Here is a 19,593-nt window from a genome sequence, read left to right on the forward strand (position 1 = left end):
CTCGCCGGGACGCGCGCGACGCGCACCCCGCTCGCATTTCACGCACTCGCTGAAACGCACTCACCATGGTTGTCTCCCTCAATCAACGCGGCTGCCAGAGCAGGACACTGGCTCGTCACACTGCAGGCTGGACGTCGGGCCGACGGGCCCTGACGCGAGACTGCACACACCCCCGACGGAGCGGGGGGAAAAGACCGCCGACAAGCCTAGCAGCGAACTGTTTCGCGCGCGTAAACAGATGAGGTGTGGCGATCGCCGCGAGCGCAAACGACAAGGCCGGCGCACCGGCGCCGGCCTTGTCGTTTGCTGATCCGGATGCCAGGGCGTCAGCCCTGGCGTGTCGTCACTACTCGGACTTCTTCGCGTCTGCCGCCGCCTTCGCCTTCGCTTCGGCGGCCTCGATTTCGCCCTGCAGGCGTGCCCGCGTGGCGATGGCCTTCTCGCGGATCTCGTTGGCCTGCTTGAGCAGTTCCTGCTGGCGCGCCGGGTTCCGCTCGACGAGCGCCTGCTGGCGGAGCAGGAGGTTCTTCATGACCATCGCGTCGACGTAGTCGCCCTTGATGGTGATTGCCTTGTCCGACGCGTCGAGGCCCTGCTTGATGTAGTCGGCCTTGAGGGCGGGGGTGAGCGTGTAGTCCTTGCGGACCTTCTCCTCGAAGTAGCCGGCCACGGTGTGGTAGGCCTCGGGGTTGTTCGGCTCGATCTCGATGCGGTGCCGGAATGCGTCCATCGTCTTGTCGAAGTTGCCCTGCCGGTTGTAGAACCCGGCGAGCTGGAGCATCACGTCCACGCTGTCGGGCTTCACCTCGCGGGCCCGGGCGAGCATCTGCTCGGCTTCCTCGACACGACCGGCGTCCTCGTAGAGCTTGGCGAGGCCGAAGTAGTTGTTCACGTCGGACGGGTCGAGCTCGACGATCTGCTTGCCGACCGCCTCGGCCCTGTCGGGCTGGTTCAGCTTTTCGGACCCGTAAAGACCGACGAGGTACTCGAGGCTCCGCTTCTTGAAGATCGCCCCCTGACCCTCACGCGACGCCGGGTCGATGTTCTCGTAGGCGAGCTTGTAGTATTTCTCGGCCTCGGGGAGGTGCGCGTCGTTCTCGGGCTGCCCCTTGCGCGTGAACTTGAACGCGTTGTCGTGCGAGTTGGCCAGGTAGAAGTACGCGTACGGCCGGTACTCGAAATCGTGCTTGACCGCCTCCTCGAGTTCCTCGATGGCGACCCTGTAATTCTGCTGTTGATAGGCACCGATCCCGTCCTTGAACGACATCTGTGCCGTCACTTTCCCGCAGGCGGTCAGCGAAAGGCTCAAACCGGCCACGGCCATGAGCCGGACGATGGTCAACCGCGTCGACATTGCATCTACTCCTTACACGCCCACTCGTGCGGGTACTCGCGGACCCGGAATCCCGGTTGGCGCTGTGCGTCACATGAGGACAGGATGGCCCCGAGCAGCCAGCCAGTGCCGATACCAGGCGGAGAAATCACGGCGAGTATAAAGACGCCTCCTGCCTCGGTCAAGGCGGCCGGTGGGCTATGATCCACTGGCGCCCGCACCCACGCACGACGCTTAGACACCGCCCCCCATGATTCGGTTCGAGGACCTCGTCGACAAGGTCCGCAGCTACAGCCCCGACGCCGACCTGGAATTGCTCCGCCGGGCCTACGTGTTCTCGGCGCGGGCGCACAAGGGACAGGTCCGCCATTCGGGCGAGCCCTACCTCGTCCATCCCCTCGAAGTCGCCAATCTCCTCGCCGACATGCGTTTGGACGCCGTGGCGGTAGCCGCCGGCCTGCTCCACGACGTGGTCGAGGACACCCTCACCACGATCGAACGCGTGGCCGAGCTCTTCGGGCCGGAGGTCGCGCACGTCGTCGAGGGCGTGACCAAGCTGTCCAACATCCCGTTTTCCTCGAAAGAGGCCCAGCAGGCAGAGAACTTCCGCCGGATGTTCCTCGCGATGGTGGACGACATCCGCGTCATCCTGGTCAAGCTCGCCGACCGCATGCACAACATGCGTACGCTCGGCCACGTGCCCGAGGAGAAGCGGGAGCGCATCGCAAGAGAGACCCTCGACATCTACGCGCCGATCGCCCACCGGCTCGGCATGAGCAAGGTGAAGAACGAGCTCGAGGAGCTCTCGTTCAAGGCGCTCGAGCCCCGGGCGTACGAGGAGTTGCGCGACAAGGTCGACCAGCGCCGGCGCGCCACGCAGGGACTGATCGAGGAACTGCGCACGACCATCGAGGCCACGCTCGCCGAAGCTCAGGTGCCCGTCGTGTCGATCGACGGCCGCATCAAGCGCCTCTACAGCATCTACCTGAAGCTGCGCCGCCAACGTATCGATCTCGATCAGGTCTACGACCTGGTGGCGCTCCGCGTGGTCACGCACAGCGTCAAGGACTGCTACGCGGTGCTCGGCATCGTCCACCAGACGTGGCAGCCGGTACCCGAGCGCATCAAGGACTTCATCGCGATGCCGCGGCCCAACGGCTACCAGTCGCTCCACACGTCGGTGATCAGCGATCGCGGCCTGCCGTTCGAGATCCAGATCCGGACAGAGGAGATGCACCGCGTGGCCGAGGAGGGCATCGCGGCGCACTGGAAGTACAAGGAAGGCCGCGTCGGCGCGCAACGTGACGAGCAGTACTTCAAGTGGCTGCGCCAGCTCCTCGAATGGCAGCAGGACGTGCGCGACCCGCACGAGTTCATCACCAGCCTCAAGATCGATCTCTATCCGGAGGAAATCTACTGCTTCACGCCGGGCGGCGAGCTCAAGGAACTGCCGCGCGAAGCCACCGTCGTGGACTTCGCCTACGCGGTGCACTCCGATGTCGGCCACCAGTGCGTGGGTGGTCGCGTCAACGGCAAGATGGTGCCGCTGCGCCACGCGCTCGCCAACGGCGACATCGTCGAGATCCTCACGCAGAACGGCCACAAGCCGAGTCGCGACTGGCTGGCGTTCGTCAAGACGTCGCGGGCGCGCAACAGGATCCGTCACTTCATCCAGCTCGAAGAGAAGACGCGCTCGGTGGAGCTCGGGCGCAAGCTCTTCGACAAGGAAGCGCGCCGCTTCGACGTGAACCCGAAGAACATCCCCGCCGAGGCGTGGCAGCGCGTGGCGGCGGAATCGGGCATGCAGAAAGTGGACGATCTGCTGGCGGCGGTGGGCTGGGGCAAGCTGACGGCGCGCCTGCTGCTCGGCAAGCTGATGCCCACCGAGGATCTGCAGGAGAAGCCGCCCGACGCCGGGCTCTTCGCCACGGTCCGCAAGGTGCTGCGGCCGCGGTCGGGCGAGGACAAGATCCGTGTGCGCGGAGCCGACGATCTGCTCGTCTTCCGCGCACGGTGCTGCAATCCGATCCGTGGCGAGAAGATCGTCGGCTACATCACGCGCGGCAAGGGCGTGTCGGTGCACTCGGCTTCATGCCGCAACGTCACCAACCTGCTGTACGACCAGGAGCGCCGCATCGACGTGGAGTGGGACACGGGCGACGACGCGAACGCCGCCTACACCGTCCGGCTGTCGATCCAGGTGGAGGATCGCAAGGGCATGCTCGCCGCGATCAGCAGCCAGGTTTCCAACATCAACACCAACATCAGGACGATGGAGGCCACGACGGCGCAGGAGCAGGGCTTCATCGAGATGACGGTGGAGATTCAGGACGTCAAGCACCTGGACAAGGTGATCCGCGCCGTGAAGTCGCTGCCCGGCGTGCTCAACGTGGAGCGCCACGCCGGCGGCGCGCAAGAGCGGGCGTCTTAGGGCAGCAGCGCGACGGCTTCGATCTCCACCCGGACGTCGCGAGGAAGACGCGAGACCTGGACGGTGGAGCGCGCGGGCGCGGGGGATTCGAACGCGTCTGCGTAGACGTCGTTCATGGCGGGGAAGTCCGACAGGTCCGTGAGGAAGACCGTGGTCTTCACGACGGCGTTCATCGAAACCCCTGCGGCGGCGAGGACGCCACTCATGTTGTCGAGGACACGGCGCGTCTGCGCGCGCACGTCACCGGCCACCACTTCTCCCGTAGCGGGATCGAGCGGGATCTGCCCAGACAGGAACAGGAACTGGCCGGCCCTGATGGCCTGCGAGTACGGGCCGATGGCCTGCGGAGCGTCGGGCGTGGAAACCGACGCGCGGGTGGACACGACTACGCAGCCTTGGTGATCTTGTTCGAGCGGATGCAGCGCGTGCACACCGTGAGGCGCTTCGCGGCTCCGTTCACCAGCGCCCGCACGGTCTGCAGGTTCGCGTTGAACCGGCGTGACGACACGTTGTGCGCGTGGCTGATGTTGTTGCCGAACGTGGGACCCTTACCGCAGACTTCGCAACGATTTGCCATGACTCTGTGTTGATGCGCCGCCTCGGACCCGCTGTTGCTGGGGGAACCTCGGTGGAGGCTCCGCCGGGCGCGCGAACCTCCGAGTGTAGCACAGCCTGCCCAGCTCCTCGACGACACGAGAGCTGAAGCAGTCATGGTGTATCGATACTGAACATACGCCATGGCATCGAACTGACCGATTGCGTCCCCGCACCGTGGCGCGGCCCTGGCGGGGCGGCCGGCTGGCTGTCAGATGGTTCAGGGGAGAACCGTCTGACTGTTCCGGGCGTCTAAACCCCTGTACCACCCGGACGCGCCACGGCAGTCAAGCCCGGAGCGCGGTACGGAAGTCGCCTCGAATGAGCACCTTGCGGTCACGCGAGGTTCCCACGCCCAGCGTCGAGGGCCTTTCACTCGATGGCCGCGGTCCGGCCGGTCGAGTGGCTCGTCATCTCTACCGGCTGCCTTGCAGCGGCGGGGGCGACGAGGTGGTCCGACGAGCTGGCACGGGGCGTGCTTCTGCCAGAACCTGACGAACGCGAAAGGAGCGGACAGTCCATGAAGTCGACCAAGAAGTCCACTCGCACTGAACATACAGACCGCCACACGGAGTTGCGTCGCATCCTCGAGGATCGCCGTCGCGAGCTGACCGCGGAATTGCGTCGGCAGATGCTCGACGTCCGCGCCATCGGCCCCGCCGACCAGGCGCAGGGGGTGGTCGATGCGGAGGAGTCCTCGGTCTCCGACATCCAGGAGGACATCGAGATCGCGCTCCTGCAGATGAAGTCGGAGACGCTCAATCGCGTCAATGAGGCGCTCGGCAGGCTCGAAGCCGGTCGCTACGGCTTCTGCGGTGAGTGCGGCGACGAGATCTCCGGCGCGCGTCTGCGGGCGCTGCCGTTTGCGTCGCGTTGCAGGGACTGCGAGGAAGAGCGCGAGCAGACCGAGGCGCGCGACAGGTTCTACGCCCGTCGCGCGACGGCGTCGTCGGAACTGGATATCGCCAGCTGATGACAACAAAAGGGCCGGACACGTCCGGCCCTTTTGTTCTTGCGGAGACGACGTTGCGTCAGAGGAACTGCAGTGCGGCGACCGTCTTCATGTCCGTGACCTCGCCCGCCGCGACGGCGGCGCGCAACTCGTCGACCGTGAACGTGCGCGGTTCGAGGTCCTCGTCCTCGTCCTGCGCCGCGGCGTGATCGGGGACGTGCAATCCCGTGAGCTTGTAGAAGTGCATCACTTCGGTCGTGTAGCCCGGCGACGGATACAGCGACGCGATGCGCTCGGCGTGCGTGGCGAGCTGGCCGATCTCTTCGTGACACTCGCGCAACGCGGCGGTGTCGGCGTCTTCACCCGGGTCCAGACTGCCTGCCGGCAGTTCCCACACGTGGCGTCCGATCGCGTGGCGATACTGCCGCACGAGGATCACCGACCCGGGATCGGGCATCGGCACGAGGACCACCGATCCCCTGTGATGCACCACGTCGAGCGTGGTCTCGACACCATGCGGCATCCTGACGCGATCGCGCGAGACGGTGAACACGCGGCCCTCGAAGACGCGCGTCGTTTCGATTTGTGACATTGGCTCACGAATTCTGGATAGTCTTGTAGCCGAAGCGCTCTACGGCGGCGTCGAGCTGTTCGAGTACCGCGTGCAGATCCTGCGCGAGCGGGGCTTCCAACTCCATGCGCCGTCCTTCCGTCGGGTGCGTGAACACCAGCCGCTCCGCGTGCAGGAACGGGCGCTCCAGCGACGACAACGCCTTCAGGTGCGGTGCGATCCGTCGCGGAATGCCGCCGTACGTCGCGTCGCCGCACACGGGATGGCCGATGGAGCTGAGGTGCACGCGAATCTGGTGTGTACGGCCCGTATGGATCGCCACGCGGATCAACGACACACCTGGCAGGTGCAGGGCCCACGTCACGCGCGTCACCGCCGCCCGCGATCGTCGCGCCCGCGTCGTCATCTTCTGGCGCGCGTTCGGATCACGGCCGATCGGCGCCTCGATCCGGCGTCCGGCGTGGACGAGTCCCCACACCAGCGCGACGTATTCCTTTTCCACTTCGCGGTCGTGGAACTGGCGTGCGAGCTCCGTCAGTGCAAGGTCCGTGCGTGCCACGACCATCACGCCCGACGTGCCCTTGTCGAGGCGATGCACGATTCCCGGCCTCGCCGCATCGCCTGACGCACCGAGTTGCCGTGAGTGGTGCCGCAGCGCGTTCACGAGCGTACCCGTCGCGTGTCCCGCCGCCGGGTGGACCACCATCCCCGGTGCCTTGTTGATGACGATGACCTGGTCGTCTTCGTAGAGGATGTCGAGCGGGATGTCTTCGGGGAGCGCGTCGGTGCCCTGTGGTGGCGGGAGATCGACCGAGAGCGTCGCGCCGACAGGTAACGGTTCGCTCGTGCGCGTCAGCACGCGCGCCTCGTCGTCGGTGATGATGCTGACGCGGCCTTCCTTGATCAGCCGCTGCACCTGCGAGCGCGATGTGCCTTCGAGCAGCGCGGCGAGGGCCTGGTCCGCGCGCAGGCCCGCCTCGTCCTCACCGATCGTGAGCACGACGCTGCCCGCGCTGTCGTCGCGTTCCTCCATGGGCGTCAGGCCTTTGCCGTCCTGGCGCGCTTGACCGGTTCGGCCGCGGCCGCGTCGCGATGCCTGCGCGACAGCCAGAACAGCATCACCACGCTCAACGGCACGATCAGCAGCGAGATGAACTGCGACGTCGAGACGTTGGCGAACACCATGCCCCGCGGATCGCCGCGGAACATCTCGATGACGAAGCGCGACAGGCCGTACACGAGCATGTAGCCCCAGAACGTGCGTCCGGGGAACGGGCGTCCCTTGTGTTCGAAGGCGAGCAGCAGGCCGAGGATGATCGCCTCCACGCCGGCTTCGTACAACTGCGTCGGGTGCAGGGGCACGCCGAGCGGCGTGCCGACGTTCTCCCGCGCCAGCGGGTTGGTGAACGTCACCGCCCACGGCACGTTCGTCTCGTGGCCGTAGCAGCAGCCCGCCATGAAGCAGCCGAGGCGTCCGACGACGTGTCCGAACGCGATGCCCGGTGCGACGACGTCGGCAACGCGCCAGGTGGGCAACTTGTGTCGGCGCACGTACCACAGGCCGACGATCACCGCGAGGATCAGCCCGCCATAGAACACGCCACCGCTGCGGACGAGCGACAGCAGATCGGCAGGCTCGCGCAGGAAGTGGTCGGCGTCGACGATCACCAGCAGCAGCTTGGCGCCCACCAGCGCGCTGACGATGATGTAGATCCCGAGGTCCATCACGCGCGCGGGATCGAGCCCGCGATTCTTCGCCCGAACGAGCGAGAACTGCAATCCGCCGAGATAGGCGGCCGCCAGCAGGACGCCGTAGGAATAGACCGTCAGCGGTCCGAGATCAAACAGCTTCGGGAACATGGCGCCTCGAGAACAGGGTGTCGGCGGCAAAGAGCACCGCGCCGATCGTGATCGCCGCGTCGGCCACGTTGAACGCCCAGAAATGCCACCCGCCGGCGTGGAAATCCACGAAGTCGACGACGTAGCCGAGCGTCACGCGATCGATCAGGTTGCCGAGCGCGCCGGCCACGATCAGCACGAATCCGTACCGGGCGGGCCACGCATCCCCGGCGAACTTCTGCGCGTACCAGAGGATGCCGACGAGCGCGACGACGGCGAGCACGGCCACCATGAGCGGCTTGTACGCGAAGTCGGCGTTGTTGAACATGCCGAACGCCGCCCCCGTGTTCCTGACGTTGGTCAGGTTCAGCAGGCCGGGAATCACCGTCACCGTGTCGTGCAGCGCGATGCGTTGCTGCACGAGCGCCTTGGTGACCTGGTCGCAGAGGACCAGGACGGCGATCACCCACAAGTCCGGCCGGCGCCAGTCCGCGCCGGTCATGCGGCGCCCACTCCGAGTCCGAGTGCGTCGACGCACCGATCGCACAGGCCTTCCGTGCTCGGCTCCGCGCTGATGGCGCCGACGTAGCGCCAGCAGCGCTGGCACTTCTCGCCGCTCGTGCGCACCACGCTCACCGCGAGCGTATCGACGTCCTGCGACGCGTCCGGCGCCACGACATTGGCCGACGACACGATGCAGAACGCGGCGAGATCGTCGGGGGAGAAGCCGGCAAGCGCGTCGGCGAATCGTCCCGTGCCCGCGAGCGTGATGGCGGCTTCGAGCGACGTGCCGATCACCTTGTCCTTGCGCTGTTCCTCCAGCTTCGCGTTGACGATGTCGCGCAGCTCGAGCCGCGTCGCGTACCGCGCGACGAGCGCCTCGTCGCGCCACGCCTCGACGTCGTCGGGGAAGAGCGCGACGTGTACGGACGCCTCGCGCGTGCCCGGCAGCACGCGCCACAACTCGTCGGCCGTCACCGGGAGGATGGGGGCCAGCAGGCGCGCGAGTCCGTCGGCGATGACGTACATCGCGGTCTGCGCGGACCGTCGTGCGCGAGAGGCGGCGCCGAACGTGTACAGGCGGTCCTTCGAGACGTCGGCGTAGAACGCGCTGAGGTCGACCACCGCGAGCCTGTTCACCTCGTGGAAAATCGTCTGGAAGTCGAACCGCTCGTACGCCTCGCGCATGCGGGCCGCGGCGTCCGCGTACCGCGCCAGCGCGTAGCGATCCACCTCCAGCATGTCGGCGTACGCGATGGCATCGGTCGCGGGGTCGAAGTCGTACATGTTGGCGGCCAGGTACCGCACCGTGTTACGGAGCTTCCTGTAGGCCTCCACCGTCCGCGCAAGGATCTGCTTGCCGAGTCGCACTTCCTCGGTGTAGTCCACCATCGCGACCCACAGCCGGAGGACCTCCGCGCCGCTCTGCTCGATCACCTGCTGCGGGACGACGTTGTTGCCGCGAGACTTGGACATCTTGCGGCCCTCCTCGTCCACGACGAACCCGTGCGTGATCACCGACCGGTACGGCGCCTGTCCGCGCGTCGCGATGGCCACCAGCAGCGAGCTGTGGAACCACCCGCGATACTGGTCGCTGCCCTCGAGGTACATGTCGGCGGGCCACCGCAGGTCGGGACGCACCGCCAGCACGGCCTCGTGGCTCGTGCCCGAGTCGAACCACACGTCGAGAATGTCGCGCTCGCGTTCGAACTCGGTGCCGCCGCACGACGGGCACGTGAATCCCTCCGGGAGGAACTCCTCGAGCGGCCGCTCGTACCACGCGTCGGCGCCGTGTTCCGCGAACACGTCAGCGGCTCGTGACGTGAGCGCCGTCGTGAGCACCGACTCGCGGCATCGCGTACACGTCATCGCCGGGATCGGCACGCCCCACGCGCGCTGGCGCGAGATGCACCAGTCGGGCCTGTTGGCGAGCATGTTGTGGATGCGTTCTTCGCCCCACGCCGGCAGCCACTCGACGCCCGTGATGGCGTCGAGCGCTTTCCGGCGGTAGCCATCGTGGTCCATCGCGATGAACCACTGCGGCGTCGCGAGGAAGATGAGCGGCTTGTGGCAGCGCCAGCAGTGCGGGTAGCTGTGCTCGTACGACTCGACGTGCCACAGGGCGCCGCGCTCGCGCAGCGCCTCGACGACCTTCGGATTGGCGTCCCACACCTTCAGCCCGGCAAACAGTTCCACGCTGTCGAGGAACTCGCCCGACGGCCCGATCGGCGCGTACGTCTCGAGCCCGTAGCGCTGGCCGGTGTTGAAGTCGTCGGCGCCGTGTCCGGGCGCGGTGTGCACGACGCCCGTGCCCTGTTCCAGCGTCACGTAGTCGGCGAGCACGCCCAGCGACTCGCGTGCGTAGAGCGGATGGACGAAGCGGATGCGGTCGAAGACATGGCCCTTCATCCGCGCCACGGGTTCGCCCGGAGTGCGGCCTGCCTTGGCGAACGTCGCGTCGGCGAGCGCTTCGGCGACGATCACGAGCCGGCCATCGACGTCGTAGGCCGCGTAGTCGAATCCCGGCTGGAACGCGACGGCCATGTTGGACGGAATCGTCCACGGGGTCGTCGTCCAGATGAGGAGGGAGACGTTGCGGCCCGCCAGTGCCGGCACGCGGGTGGCGAGCGCGTCGGCATCGCGCGGATCCAGCCTGAACTCGACGTAGATCGATGGCGAGACGTGCGTCTCGTACTCGACCTCGGCCTCGGCCAGCGCCGTGCGGTCGGAGATGCACCAGTACACGGGCTTCTTGCCCTTGTAGACGAGGTCCTCTTCGACGCAGCGCCCCAGGGCCTTGACGATCGCCGCCTGGAACTCGAACTGCATCGTCAGGTACGGGTGATCCCAGTCTCCGAAGACGCCGAGCCGGCGGAAGTCGGCTTTCTGCTCGCTCACGTGCCGATCCGCGTACGCCCGGCAGGCGCGGCGGATGTCCGCCACGCTCATCTCGCGCTTCTTCGAGCCGAGTTCCTTGTCCACCTGGAGTTCGATCGGGAGGCCATGGCAGTCCCAGCCCGGGACGTACGGCGCGTCGAATCCGGCCATGGACTTCGACTTGACGATGAAGTCCTTGAGGACCTTGTTGAGCGCGTGGCCGATGTGAATCTGCCCGTTGGCGTACGGCGGACCGTCGTGCAGCACGTACTTCGGCCGGCCGGCGCGCGCCTTCGCGATCATGCCGTACAGGTCCATGGCCTCCCAGCGCGCAATCGCCGCCGGTTCAGCCACCTGCAGATTGGCTTTCATCGGGAAGTCGGTACGAGGCAGGTTGACGGAGTTCTTCCAGTCGGCCATGGAACCTTCAATTGTAGCCGCTGTACTCTGTCTCCCATGTCCAGCTGCCTCTTCTGCCGAATCGCCTCCGGTGAGATTCCCGCCAGGGTGATCTTCCAGGACGCGAACCTCGTGGCGTTCGAGGACATCAACCCCCAGGCGCCGCTGCACTGCCTCGTCATCCCCCGGCGCCACATCGCCACCCTCAACGACATGACGCCGGACGACGCGGCGCTGGTGGGGGCGATGCAGTACCGCGCGGCCCAGATCGCGCGCGAACGCGGCTACGCCGACGGCGGGTTCCGCACCGTCTTCAACTGCAACGCCGCCGCGGGCCAGACCGTGTTCCACATCCACCTGCACGTCCTCGCCGGCCGTACGTTCGACTGGCCGCCCGGGTAGCAACCGCCGCATGCGGCGGCCCCACCGGAATGCCGAATGCCGGGAATGTCGATGCGTGTTGGCCGGGCTCGGAGAGCCCTGCCATCCGTCGGGCTCGGAGAACGGGCGCGATCGTCAGCGGCGGGCGATGAGGGTTCGGGCGATGCCCTGGAGGTCTTCGAGGACGTCCACGACCGTCAGGCCGGCGTTGCGGGCGGCGATCTCGACGGGGTCCTGCATGCCGTAGCCGAACTCCATGGCGAGCCAGCCGCCGGGGACCAGGCGCTGCGCGGCGTCGTTCAGCAGGCGTTCCGGCACGTCCATGCCGTCCTGGCCGCCGAAGAGGGCGACGTGGGGTTCGTGGTCATGCACGTCGGGCGACAGGCCGGGCGCATCGCGGCGGGCCACATACGGCGGATTGGCGACGATCGCGTCGAAGGCGCCCATTGTCGGCGCGAGCAAGTCGCCGATGAGGAACGTGAGCCTTCCGGCAACGCCCTGGCGGCGCGCGTTGTCGCGCGCGACGGCAACAGCGCGTTCCGAGATGTCCACCGCTTCGACGTGCCACGACTCACGTTCGGCGGCCAGCGTCACGGCCAGCACGCCGCTGCCCGTCCCGACGTCGACGATGCGGAGGAACCTGTCGGCGGGGAGCGTGGCAAGCGCCCACTCGACGATGAGCTCGGTTTCCGGGCGAGGGATGAGGACGTCGCGCGACACGCGGAAGTCGCGGCCGTAGAACTCGCGCGTCCCGATGATGTACGCCACCGGTTCCCGCGCCGCGCGGCGTGCGACGAGCGCGTCGAACGCCTGTGCGAATCCGGCCGGTACGGGTTCGTCGGCGCGCGTGATCCACGTCGCGCGATCCCACTGCACCACGTGACGTGCGAGCACCTCGGGGTCGAGATGGGCGTGCCGTTGGTCGAGACCTGCGTCGAGCAGGCGTTGTCGCGCGATGGCGACGAGGGCGCGGAAGGTCAGGCGTCCACCGCCTCGGTGCGGCTCGCGTCCTTCAGCAGTTCCGACCTGTAGTAGGTCGTCACCTGGTCGATGAGCTCGTGCAGGTCGCCGTCCATCGCGGCGGCGATCTGGTGCGTGGTGAAGTTCACGCGGTGATCGGTGATGCGGCTCTGCGGGAAGTTGTACGTGCGGATCTTCTCGGACCGCTCGCCGCTGCCCACCTGGCTCTTGCGGTCCTTCGCGATGGCGTCCTGCTGCTTGCGCAGCTCCATCTCGTAGAGGCGGGAGCGCAGCACCTTCATCGCCTTCGCGCGGTTCTTGATCTGCGACTTCTCGTCCTGCTGCGACACGACGGTGCCTGTCGGGATGTGCGTGATGCGCACCGCCGAGTACGTCGTGTTCACGCTCTGACCGCCGGGACCGCTCGAACAGAACGTGTCGATGCGCAGGTCCTTGTCGTTGACCTGGATGTCGACGTCTTCGGCTTCCGGCAGCACCGCCACGGTGGCCGTCGACGTGTGAATCCGCCCGCTCGCTTCGGTGGCCGGTACGCGCTGCACGCGGTGGACGCCACTCTCGTACTTCAGGTGGCTGTACACCTGCCGTCCCTCGATCGTCGCGATGCCTTCCTTCATGCCGCCGGCATCGGCGTCGCTCGTGGACATCACCTCGAACTTCCACCCCTGACGCTCGGCGTACCGCGCGTACATGCGGAACAGTTCGGCGGCAAACAGGGCGGCTTCCTCACCCCCGGTGCCCGCGCGCACTTCGAGCACCACGTTCTTGGCGTCGTTGGGATCCTTCGGGATCAGCAGGTACTTGACGTGCTCGAGGAGCGTAGCGTGCCGCGGCTCGAGATCGGTGAGTTCCTCGCGCGCGAGGGCCGCCATCTCGGCGTCGGTCCCGCTGGCGAGATCGCGCGCCTGCGCGAGCTGCTCTTCGAGCGACTTCAGCGATCGATAGGCGTCCACCAGTTCCTGCAGATCCGACAGGGTCTTGGTGTGCGTCCTGTACGCCTGCGCGTCGGCCTGCACCGCCGGGTCGGCGATGAGGCCCATCAGGTAGTTGTATTGCGCCTCGACGGACGCGAGCTTGTCCAGCATCGAAAGGTCCGAATCTTCTCACCCACCGGACACCGGCGGGAGGAACGCCACAGCGTCTCCCTCGCCGACGGCGGTGGTCATGCGCGCGTGCCGCGCGTTGACGGCACACGACAGGCTGTTGGCGTATGGCGCGAGCGCCGGCCACTCAGCCACCATGGCCTGCCACACGTCCGCGACAGCGGCCGGCGACGACACATGGCGGATCACTTCTGGCGATCCCACCACCTCGCGCAACCGGGCGAACACGAGCACCGTCACCGACATGCGCGCGTCCAGGCGTCGGCCAGCGCGCCGGGGTCGTCGGGATCCACCGCGGTGCCGTCGACCCACGACGCGCCATCCCCGACGTGCTCGCGCTTCCAGATCGGCGCGATCTGCTTCACGCGCTCGATCGCGAACCGCGACGCGGCGTACGCATCGACGCGATGCGCGGCGGCCGTCGCAATCACGATCGACGTCTCGCCCACGGCGAGCGTCCCGATGCGATGGTGCAGGCAGAGCACGATGCCGGGCACCCGATCCTCTGCTTCCCGCGCGATGCGCTCGAACGACGCGACGGCAAGGGGCGCATACGCTTCGTATGTCAGGGCCGTCACGCGATGTCCCTGATGCCGTCCTCGGACCGTGCCCACGAACACCACGATCGCCCCAGGACCTTCCGCATCGGTGTCTTCGGCCAGCGTGGCGTGACGAGCCTGCGCGAACGCCGAGATGCCGGCTGCGTCGAGCGGATCGGCAGTGATCGCGAAGGACGTCAACACGTCAGTATAGCCAGTAATGATTCACGGGACCGGCGCCCTTGCCGAGCGCGGGGGCCGCGCGGATCGCGCCGTCGAGATACGCGCGCGAGCGCCGGAACGCCTCCGGCAGCGCATGGCCTCGCGCGAGATGCGCGGCGATGGCGGCGGCGAAGGTGCAGCCCGTGCCGTGCGTGTGGCGCGTGGCGTGCCGCGGGCCGCGGGCCTCGTGGAAGTCGTGGCCGTCAAACAGGATGTCGATCACATCCGGCGTGTCGAGATGGCCGCCCTTGACGATCACCGCGTCCGGGCCGAGGGCGTGCAACGCCCGTGCCGCGGCGCGTGCGTCGGCCTCGGTACGGACGGGGCGCCCGACGAGGGCCTCGGCCTCCGGCGCGTTGGGCGTGAGGACTGTTGCGAGCGGCAGGAGATCCCGCACGAGTGCCGTGACGGCGTCTTCGGCCAGCAGCCTGTCGCGGCTCTTGGCGATCATCACGGGATCCACGACGAGCGGCCCTGCACGCCGCTGACCGAGCACGCCGGCCACGGCACGGACCACAGCGGCCGTACCCAGCATGCCCGTCTTGATGGCGTCGGCCCCGATGTCGTCGAGGACGGCCTCGATCTGCGAGACGATGAGCGGCACCGAGATCATCTCGACGCCGCGCACGCCCATCGTGTTCTGCGCCGTGATCGCCGTGATGGCGCTCGTGCCGAACACACCGAGGGCGCCAAAGGTCTTGAGATCGGCCTGGATACCGGCGCCGCCGCCGGAATCGCTGCCTGCGATCGTGAGAGCAGTCGGCATGGTCACGGCGTGAAGATCAGGAGGTACTGGTATGGCAGCGAATGCTCCTGCCGGTGCAGCCGGAAGCCCGCGGCCTCCGCCGCACGAATCACCTCCGCCGCGGCAATCCGCTGATCGGGCGACGGTCCCGGACCGCCGCCGTCGGTCTTGTATTCGACGATGCCGAGGCGGCCGCCCGGTTTGAGTGCGGCGAGCACGTTGGAGAGCAGCGACTGCCGGTCCTCCACCTCGTACAGCGTTTCCACCATCAGTGCCGCGTCGAGCCGCGCGCGCGGGAGCGACGGGTGATCGGCGGATCCGAGTACCGTCTCGACGTTGCGGAGGCCTTCGCGCTGCACGCGACGCTGGATGGCCTCGATCATCTGCGGCTGGATGTCCTCGGCGTAGACCAGGCCGTTCGGCCCCACGCGCTTGGCCAGGCGCACAGTGAACCACCCGCCACCGGCACCGAGGTCGGCGACCACCGAGCCGTCGCCGATGCCCAGGGCGTCCATGATCTGCTCGGGCTGCTGCCACGCCTCGCGGTCGGGACCTTCGAGCATCCCGAGGTGCTGAGGCTGGAACAGCCGGCCGTGCCCACGCTGCTGCGAGGGCGGCGCCTGCGCCGCGGGTCTCGGCGTCTGGATCGCCGGCTCGGCGGCGCGCGGCGGTGTTGGCGCCGGGATCGGCGCGCGAGGCGCGGGCGCCAGACCCTGCGGCCGCTCCGCGGGTGCCGGCCGGGCCGGGTCACGGCGCGCAGGCGGTCCCTGTGCAGACACCAGCGTGGCAGCCAGGACCATCACTGTCGCTAAGAGCGCGCGGCGACGCATGGTCTCAGTGTCGCATCACCTCGACCGTCACGGGAGCCTCGAGACGCGTCGTGATCGACGTACCGGATGGCAGGCGTACTTCATCGCCCCTGGTGGCGAGCACCACGCCGGTCCCACCGGCACCGCCTACAGCCGCGCCGATGCCGGCACCCTTGCGTCCGCCGATGATGCCCCCGACGATGGCACCCGCGCCCGCACCGATGCCGATGTCGCGCGCATCCTTGGCCTTGGTGCCCGCCGCTTCACGCCGGAGCGGCTCGGCCGTGATGTCGTACGACTGAGAGCCGATGGTCAGCGTCCGGAATCGCACGGTGACGGCCGCGCGGCCCTTGACCTTGGCGCTGGGCGTCGCATACGTCACCACGCCCGTGACGCGCGATCCTTCGGGGATCACCGTCTCGCCGCCCACGTTCACGTTCGCCGCCACGCGTGCTGTCACGCGATCCTCGACCTTGCTCGTGTCCGACGCGACGTCGCTCTGCAGCGTGAGGCGCAGGTCGGTATTGGCCGGAATCGTGACGAGCCTCGCGGGAGGCGGCGCGGGCTCCGCCGCGATGTCCGACGCGGGAGCGGCGAGCGCCGGCGCGGAAGTGGCCGGTGCCGGGTTGGCGACCGGCGCGGCGGGCGCCGACGGGGCTGGCGCCGGGCGAGCCACGACAGGTGCTGCCGCCGTTGGCGGGGCCGACGTCGCGGGTGCCGGTGCCGCAGGATCGACGGGCACGGGATCGCCAGGTGGCAATGGCGCGTCTACTGATGGCGTTGCGGGACCTGCCGGTTCTGCCGGCGGTGCCTCCGGCGATCTGTTGCACGCCACCATCGTCACCAGCAGGACTACCGGAGCCATCACGCGCAGCACTGCGTGCATCACGAGTCTCCCCTCGATGAAGTGCCGCCGGACGGCCTCATCCGTACGAAGAGGGCGCGCCACGCGGCACCCAGTAAGGACGGCGGGACGGGACGGGCGGCCGGCGAGATTGGGCCGCGCAAAACGGTATACTGACTTGTCATGATCAACGTCACCGCCATCGCTGCCGAGAAGATCGAAGAACTGCTCGCGGAAGAGGGCAAGCCCAGCGCTGGCCTGCGCGTGTTCGTGCAGGGCGGCGGGTGCTCGGGCTTCCAGTACGGCCTGATGATCGAAGACGGCGCGCCGACGGCCGACGTCGACAAGGTCGTCGAGTCCAACGGCGTGCGCCTGTTCGTGGATCCCATCAGCGTGCGCTACCTGAAGGGGGCCGAGGTGGACTTCGTGGACAACCTCTCCGGCGGAGGTTTCACGATCAAGAACCCGAACGCCAAGTCCACGTGCGGCTGCGGCTCGTCGTTCTCCGTCTGACCCAGCGCCGGCGCGGGCGGCCTGGACGAAGCGGCGCGGGTCGTGCGGGCCCGCGCGAGCGCGAACCATGACAGAGCAGTCAACGACAGCAGCCTATATCGACAGCCTGCGCCCGCCGGGCAGCAAACGGTCGAGCAAGCGCGATCGGATCGTCGACGTGTTCCTGCGTCAGAACGGTCACCTGACGGCCGACGACCTCGTGGACCTGATCCGCAAGGAAGACCAGCGGATCAGTCGGGCCACCGTGTATCGCACGCTCGCCTGGATGGAGGCCGCCGGCATCGCCAGGAAGGTCGACTTCGGCGAGGGCCGTTTCAGGTTCGAGCACAGCTATCGCCACCCGCGCCACTTCCACCTGATCTGCAAGAACTGCAACCAGTCGATGGAGTTCCTCAGCTCCGACATCGAGCAGATGATCGAGGAGGTTGCCGAGGCGCGCGCCTTCACCGTGTCGCAGGCCGTGGTCCAGTTGTACGGCACGTGCGAGGCCTGCCGCACCGGCCGTGCGCCAACGCGACGACTGGCGTCCACCGAATCGCTCTTCGCGCGTGACGCACTGCGGATTGCCATCGCCACCGAGCGCTCGGGCCGGGAGTTCTACCTGCGAGCCGCCGCGATGACAAACGACGCGCGTGCCCGCGCCATCTTCGAGCAGTTGTCGACCGACGAGGACGACCACCTGGATCGGCTCGAGCGCCGCTATCGCCAGCTGCTTGCCGCCGAACCGGACCTCGAGGACCAGCCGCAGTTCCTCTTCTTCAAGGGGGCCGCGAACGGGCTGTTCTCGGCCGGTGTCGACGCACTGCGCAACGTGACGAGCGACAAGGAGGCGCTGATGCTCGGCATCAAGTGCGAGCGTGGCTCCCATCGGTTCTTCAAGCGGTATGGCCAGAAGTTCGAGGACTCCGAAGGCAAGCGCATCTTCCTCGAGTTCGCCGACGAGGAGCGCGACCATCTCGAGTTGCTGATCCGCGAGTACCGCATTCTCACGCGCAAGAACAAGGGCGAGAACGCAAGCACGGCCAGGGGCCAGGCCGGCGCGTGACGGCGCCGGACCCCGTCGTCCGCTGCAGCGGCGTGGTCAAGGACTACCGCGGACTGCGACCGCTGCGCCTGCTCGATCTGTCGATCGCGGCGGGCGAGCGCGTGGTGCTGAGTGGCATCGACGTCGTGGGTGCCGAGGTCGTGACGAACCTGATCAACGGCGCGACGCTACCGGACACGGGAGAAGTACGCGTCTTCGGCCAGCCGACGCAGGCGATCGTCGACGGGGACGCGTGGCTGGCCGGCCTCGATCGCTTCGGCGTGATGACGGCGCGAGCCGTGCTCCTCGAAGGCATGACGGTGCGCCAGAACATCGCCCTGCCGCTGACGATCGAGATCGATCCCGTGCCGGATGCGCTCGTGCCGCAGGTCGACGCGCTGGCCGAGGAAGCCGGCGTCGATCCCGTCTGGTTCACGAGTCTGGCGCACGCCGCGCCCATCCCGGTACGGATGCGCATCCACCTGGCTCGCGCGCTCGCGCTGGCACCGTCGCTGATGCTGCTCGAACATCCGACGGCGGCGCTCGACGCACAGGATCGGCCGTCGCTGGCCGACGATGTGCGGCGCGTGTGTGAGGCGCGCGGGATGACGGTGCTGGCGTGCAGTCAGGACCGCGAGTTCGCCAGGCGCGTGGCCACACGGCACCTGCAGTTGCACCCCGGAACGGGCGCGCTCACCTCCCTCGCCCTCGCATAACGGAACGCTCACGCATGCCTACGCTCCTGCTGTTCGACATCGACGGCACCCTCATCATGACCGGCGGTGCCGGGTTTCGCGCCATCCAGAAGGCCGTGGACCTGACGATGGGCGTGGAACGCGGTCTGGACGGCATCCCCGTGGCGGGACGCACCGACAGCATCATCCTGCGCGACGCGGTGAGGGCCCTCGACGGAAGCGACATCACCATCGACCTGCGCGATCGCATCCGCGACACGTACATGGGGACGCTGCGCGACGAGATCGACAAGGTGCAGGGCGGTCCTGGCGTGTTGCCCGGCGTACGGGCCCTGCTCGACCTCCTCGCCGGCGATCCCGCGTTCCATGTTGCGCTGCTCACGGGGAATTTCTCGCAGACGGCCGCCATCAAGCTCGGATACTTCGACCTGTGGCGCCATTTCGACTGGGGGGCGTTCGGTGAGGACGCCGTCGACAGGAACGATCTGCTGCCGGTGGCGCTCGATCGCTATCGCGCCCGTACAGGACACGACATCGCGCCAGCTGACGTCGTGGTGATCGGAGACACGCCCAACGATGTCGAAGTGGCGAAGGTCGGCCGGACCCGTTCGGTGGGCGTCTCGACAGGGCACTTCGACAGGGCGTCGCTCGAGGAGGCCGGGGCCGACGTCGTGTTCGACGACTTCAGCGACGTGGCGGCGGTGCTGCGGGTGCTGCAGGGACGGGTGCCCGGCACGTGAGTTC

General features: G+C 67.8%; 22 protein-coding genes. 7 read left to right on the forward strand and 15 right to left on the reverse strand.

The features are described from left to right. Nucleotides 1–346: 346 nt before the first annotated feature. A complete protein-coding gene (locus tag IT182_02405; protein MCC6162180.1) occupies nt 347–1,354 on the reverse strand; it encodes a tetratricopeptide repeat protein in 1,008 nt (335 codons plus the stop codon). 229 nt (nt 1,355–1,583) lie between these two features. On the opposite strand from IT182_02405, the gene IT182_02410 reads away from it, so the two are divergent. Then, nucleotides 1,584–3,764: a bifunctional (p)ppGpp synthetase/guanosine-3',5'-bis(diphosphate) 3'-pyrophosphohydrolase gene (locus tag IT182_02410; protein ID MCC6162181.1), complete on the forward strand. Its 2,181-nt coding sequence runs from the start codon at nt 1,584–1,586 to the stop codon at nt 3,762–3,764. On the opposite strand, the gene IT182_02415 is transcribed toward IT182_02410, so the two are convergent. Both IT182_02415 and IT182_02420 read right to left on the reverse strand, forming a co-directional pair. Then, nucleotides 3,761–4,147 (reverse strand): RidA family protein, encoded by a 387-nt coding sequence (locus IT182_02415; GenBank protein ID MCC6162182.1) that lies wholly within the window; start codon nt 4,145–4,147, stop codon nt 3,761–3,763. The two genes, IT182_02410 and IT182_02415, sit on opposite strands and share 4 nt — an antisense overlap. 2 nt (nt 4,148–4,149) lie before the next feature. After that, nucleotides 4,150–4,341, reverse strand: a complete 192-nt coding sequence (locus IT182_02420) for a 50S ribosomal protein L28 (GenBank protein MCC6162183.1) — start codon at nt 4,339–4,341, stop codon at nt 4,150–4,152. A gap of 537 nt (nt 4,342–4,878) precedes the next feature. On the opposite strand from IT182_02420, the gene IT182_02425 reads away from it, so the two are divergent. Continuing rightward, nucleotides 4,879–5,331 (forward strand): TraR/DksA family transcriptional regulator, encoded by a 453-nt coding sequence (locus tag IT182_02425; GenBank protein MCC6162184.1) that lies wholly within the window; start codon nt 4,879–4,881, stop codon nt 5,329–5,331. 58 nt (nt 5,332–5,389) lie between these two features. Here IT182_02425 and IT182_02430 read toward each other — a convergent pair whose 3' ends face one another. Genes IT182_02430 through ileS form a run of 5 tightly spaced genes read right to left on the reverse strand, consistent with a single transcriptional unit; the run spans nt 5,390 to nt 11,017 of the window. Continuing rightward, nucleotides 5,390–5,902 (reverse strand): NUDIX hydrolase, encoded by a 513-nt coding sequence (locus tag IT182_02430; GenBank protein ID MCC6162185.1) that lies wholly within the window; start codon nt 5,900–5,902, stop codon nt 5,390–5,392. Nucleotides 5,903–5,906: 4 nt separating this feature from the next. Then, nucleotides 5,907–6,914, reverse strand: coding sequence for an RluA family pseudouridine synthase (locus IT182_02435; GenBank protein MCC6162186.1), 1,008 nt, complete (start codon nt 6,912–6,914; stop codon nt 5,907–5,909). A 5-nt stretch (nt 6,915–6,919) separates the two neighbouring features. Next, nucleotides 6,920–7,741 (reverse strand): prolipoprotein diacylglyceryl transferase, encoded by an 822-nt coding sequence (gene lgt, locus IT182_02440; protein ID MCC6162187.1) that lies wholly within the window; start codon nt 7,739–7,741, stop codon nt 6,920–6,922. Next, the gene (gene lspA, locus IT182_02445) at nt 7,722–8,222 is read right to left on the reverse strand and encodes a signal peptidase II (protein ID MCC6162188.1); all 501 of its coding nucleotides are present in this window, start codon (nt 8,220–8,222) and stop codon (nt 7,722–7,724) included. The genes lgt and lspA overlap by 20 nt, the downstream gene beginning before the upstream one ends. Beyond that, nucleotides 8,219–11,017, reverse strand: coding sequence for an isoleucine--tRNA ligase (gene ileS / locus IT182_02450; protein ID MCC6162189.1), 2,799 nt, complete (start codon nt 11,015–11,017; stop codon nt 8,219–8,221). The genes lspA and ileS overlap by 4 nt, the downstream gene beginning before the upstream one ends. A gap of 36 nt (nt 11,018–11,053) precedes the next feature. Here ileS and IT182_02455 point away from each other — a divergent pair, with 36 nt between their 5' ends. Next, nucleotides 11,054–11,398, forward strand: coding sequence for a histidine triad nucleotide-binding protein (locus IT182_02455; GenBank protein MCC6162190.1), 345 nt, complete (start codon nt 11,054–11,056; stop codon nt 11,396–11,398). 114 nt (nt 11,399–11,512) lie between these two features. Here the strand turns inward: IT182_02455 and prmC are convergent, their stop codons facing one another. From prmC to IT182_02490, 7 genes are all read right to left on the reverse strand, one after another. Then, the gene (prmC, locus tag IT182_02460; protein ID MCC6162191.1) at nt 11,513–12,271 is read right to left on the reverse strand and encodes a peptide chain release factor N(5)-glutamine methyltransferase; all 759 of its coding nucleotides are present in this window, start codon (nt 12,269–12,271) and stop codon (nt 11,513–11,515) included. Between the two features lie 83 nt (nt 12,272–12,354). Further along, on the reverse strand, nt 12,355–13,440 hold the full coding sequence (gene prfA / locus IT182_02465; protein ID MCC6162192.1) for a peptide chain release factor 1: 1,086 nt from the start codon (nt 13,438–13,440) through the stop codon (nt 12,355–12,357). Nucleotides 13,441–13,458: 18 nt separating this feature from the next. Continuing rightward, on the reverse strand, nt 13,459–13,704 hold the full coding sequence (locus IT182_02470) for a MoaD/ThiS family protein (GenBank protein MCC6162193.1): 246 nt from the start codon (nt 13,702–13,704) through the stop codon (nt 13,459–13,461). Next, complete coding sequence (locus IT182_02475; GenBank protein MCC6162194.1) at nt 13,695–14,198, reverse strand: molybdenum cofactor biosynthesis protein MoaE; 504 nt, start codon at nt 14,196–14,198, stop codon at nt 13,695–13,697. Before IT182_02475 ends, IT182_02470 begins: the two co-directional genes overlap by 10 nt. 4 nt (nt 14,199–14,202) lie before the next feature. Then, on the reverse strand, nt 14,203–14,985 hold the full coding sequence (thiD, locus tag IT182_02480; protein MCC6162195.1) for a bifunctional hydroxymethylpyrimidine kinase/phosphomethylpyrimidine kinase: 783 nt from the start codon (nt 14,983–14,985) through the stop codon (nt 14,203–14,205). Nucleotides 14,986–14,987: 2 nt separating this feature from the next. After that, nucleotides 14,988–15,794 carry a class I SAM-dependent methyltransferase gene (locus IT182_02485; GenBank protein ID MCC6162196.1) on the reverse strand — a complete coding sequence of 269 codons (807 nt, stop codon included), beginning with the start codon at nt 15,792–15,794 and terminating at the stop codon, nt 14,988–14,990. Nucleotides 15,795–15,798: 4 nt separating this feature from the next. Beyond that, the gene (locus IT182_02490; protein MCC6162197.1) at nt 15,799–16,662 is read right to left on the reverse strand and encodes a hypothetical protein; all 864 of its coding nucleotides are present in this window, start codon (nt 16,660–16,662) and stop codon (nt 15,799–15,801) included. 138 nt (nt 16,663–16,800) lie between these two features. On the opposite strand from IT182_02490, the gene erpA reads away from it, so the two are divergent. From erpA to IT182_02510, 4 genes are all read left to right on the forward strand, one after another. Next, nucleotides 16,801–17,130: an iron-sulfur cluster insertion protein ErpA gene (gene erpA, locus IT182_02495; GenBank protein ID MCC6162198.1), complete on the forward strand. Its 330-nt coding sequence runs from the start codon at nt 16,801–16,803 to the stop codon at nt 17,128–17,130. A gap of 67 nt (nt 17,131–17,197) precedes the next feature. Further along, nucleotides 17,198–18,175, forward strand: coding sequence for a transcriptional repressor (locus IT182_02500; GenBank protein ID MCC6162199.1), 978 nt, complete (start codon nt 17,198–17,200; stop codon nt 18,173–18,175). Beyond that, complete coding sequence (locus tag IT182_02505) at nt 18,172–18,870, forward strand: ATP-binding cassette domain-containing protein (GenBank protein MCC6162200.1); 699 nt, start codon at nt 18,172–18,174, stop codon at nt 18,868–18,870. Before IT182_02500 ends, IT182_02505 begins: the two co-directional genes overlap by 4 nt. Before the next feature lie 14 nt (nt 18,871–18,884). Continuing rightward, on the forward strand, nt 18,885–19,589 hold the full coding sequence (locus IT182_02510) for a haloacid dehalogenase-like hydrolase (protein MCC6162201.1): 705 nt from the start codon (nt 18,885–18,887) through the stop codon (nt 19,587–19,589). The last annotated feature ends 4 nt before the right edge of the window (nt 19,590–19,593 follow it).

The sequence above is a fragment of the Acidobacteriota bacterium genome (assembly GCA_020845575.1).
Classification (GTDB): Bacteria; Acidobacteriota; Vicinamibacteria; order Vicinamibacterales; family Vicinamibacteraceae; genus Luteitalea.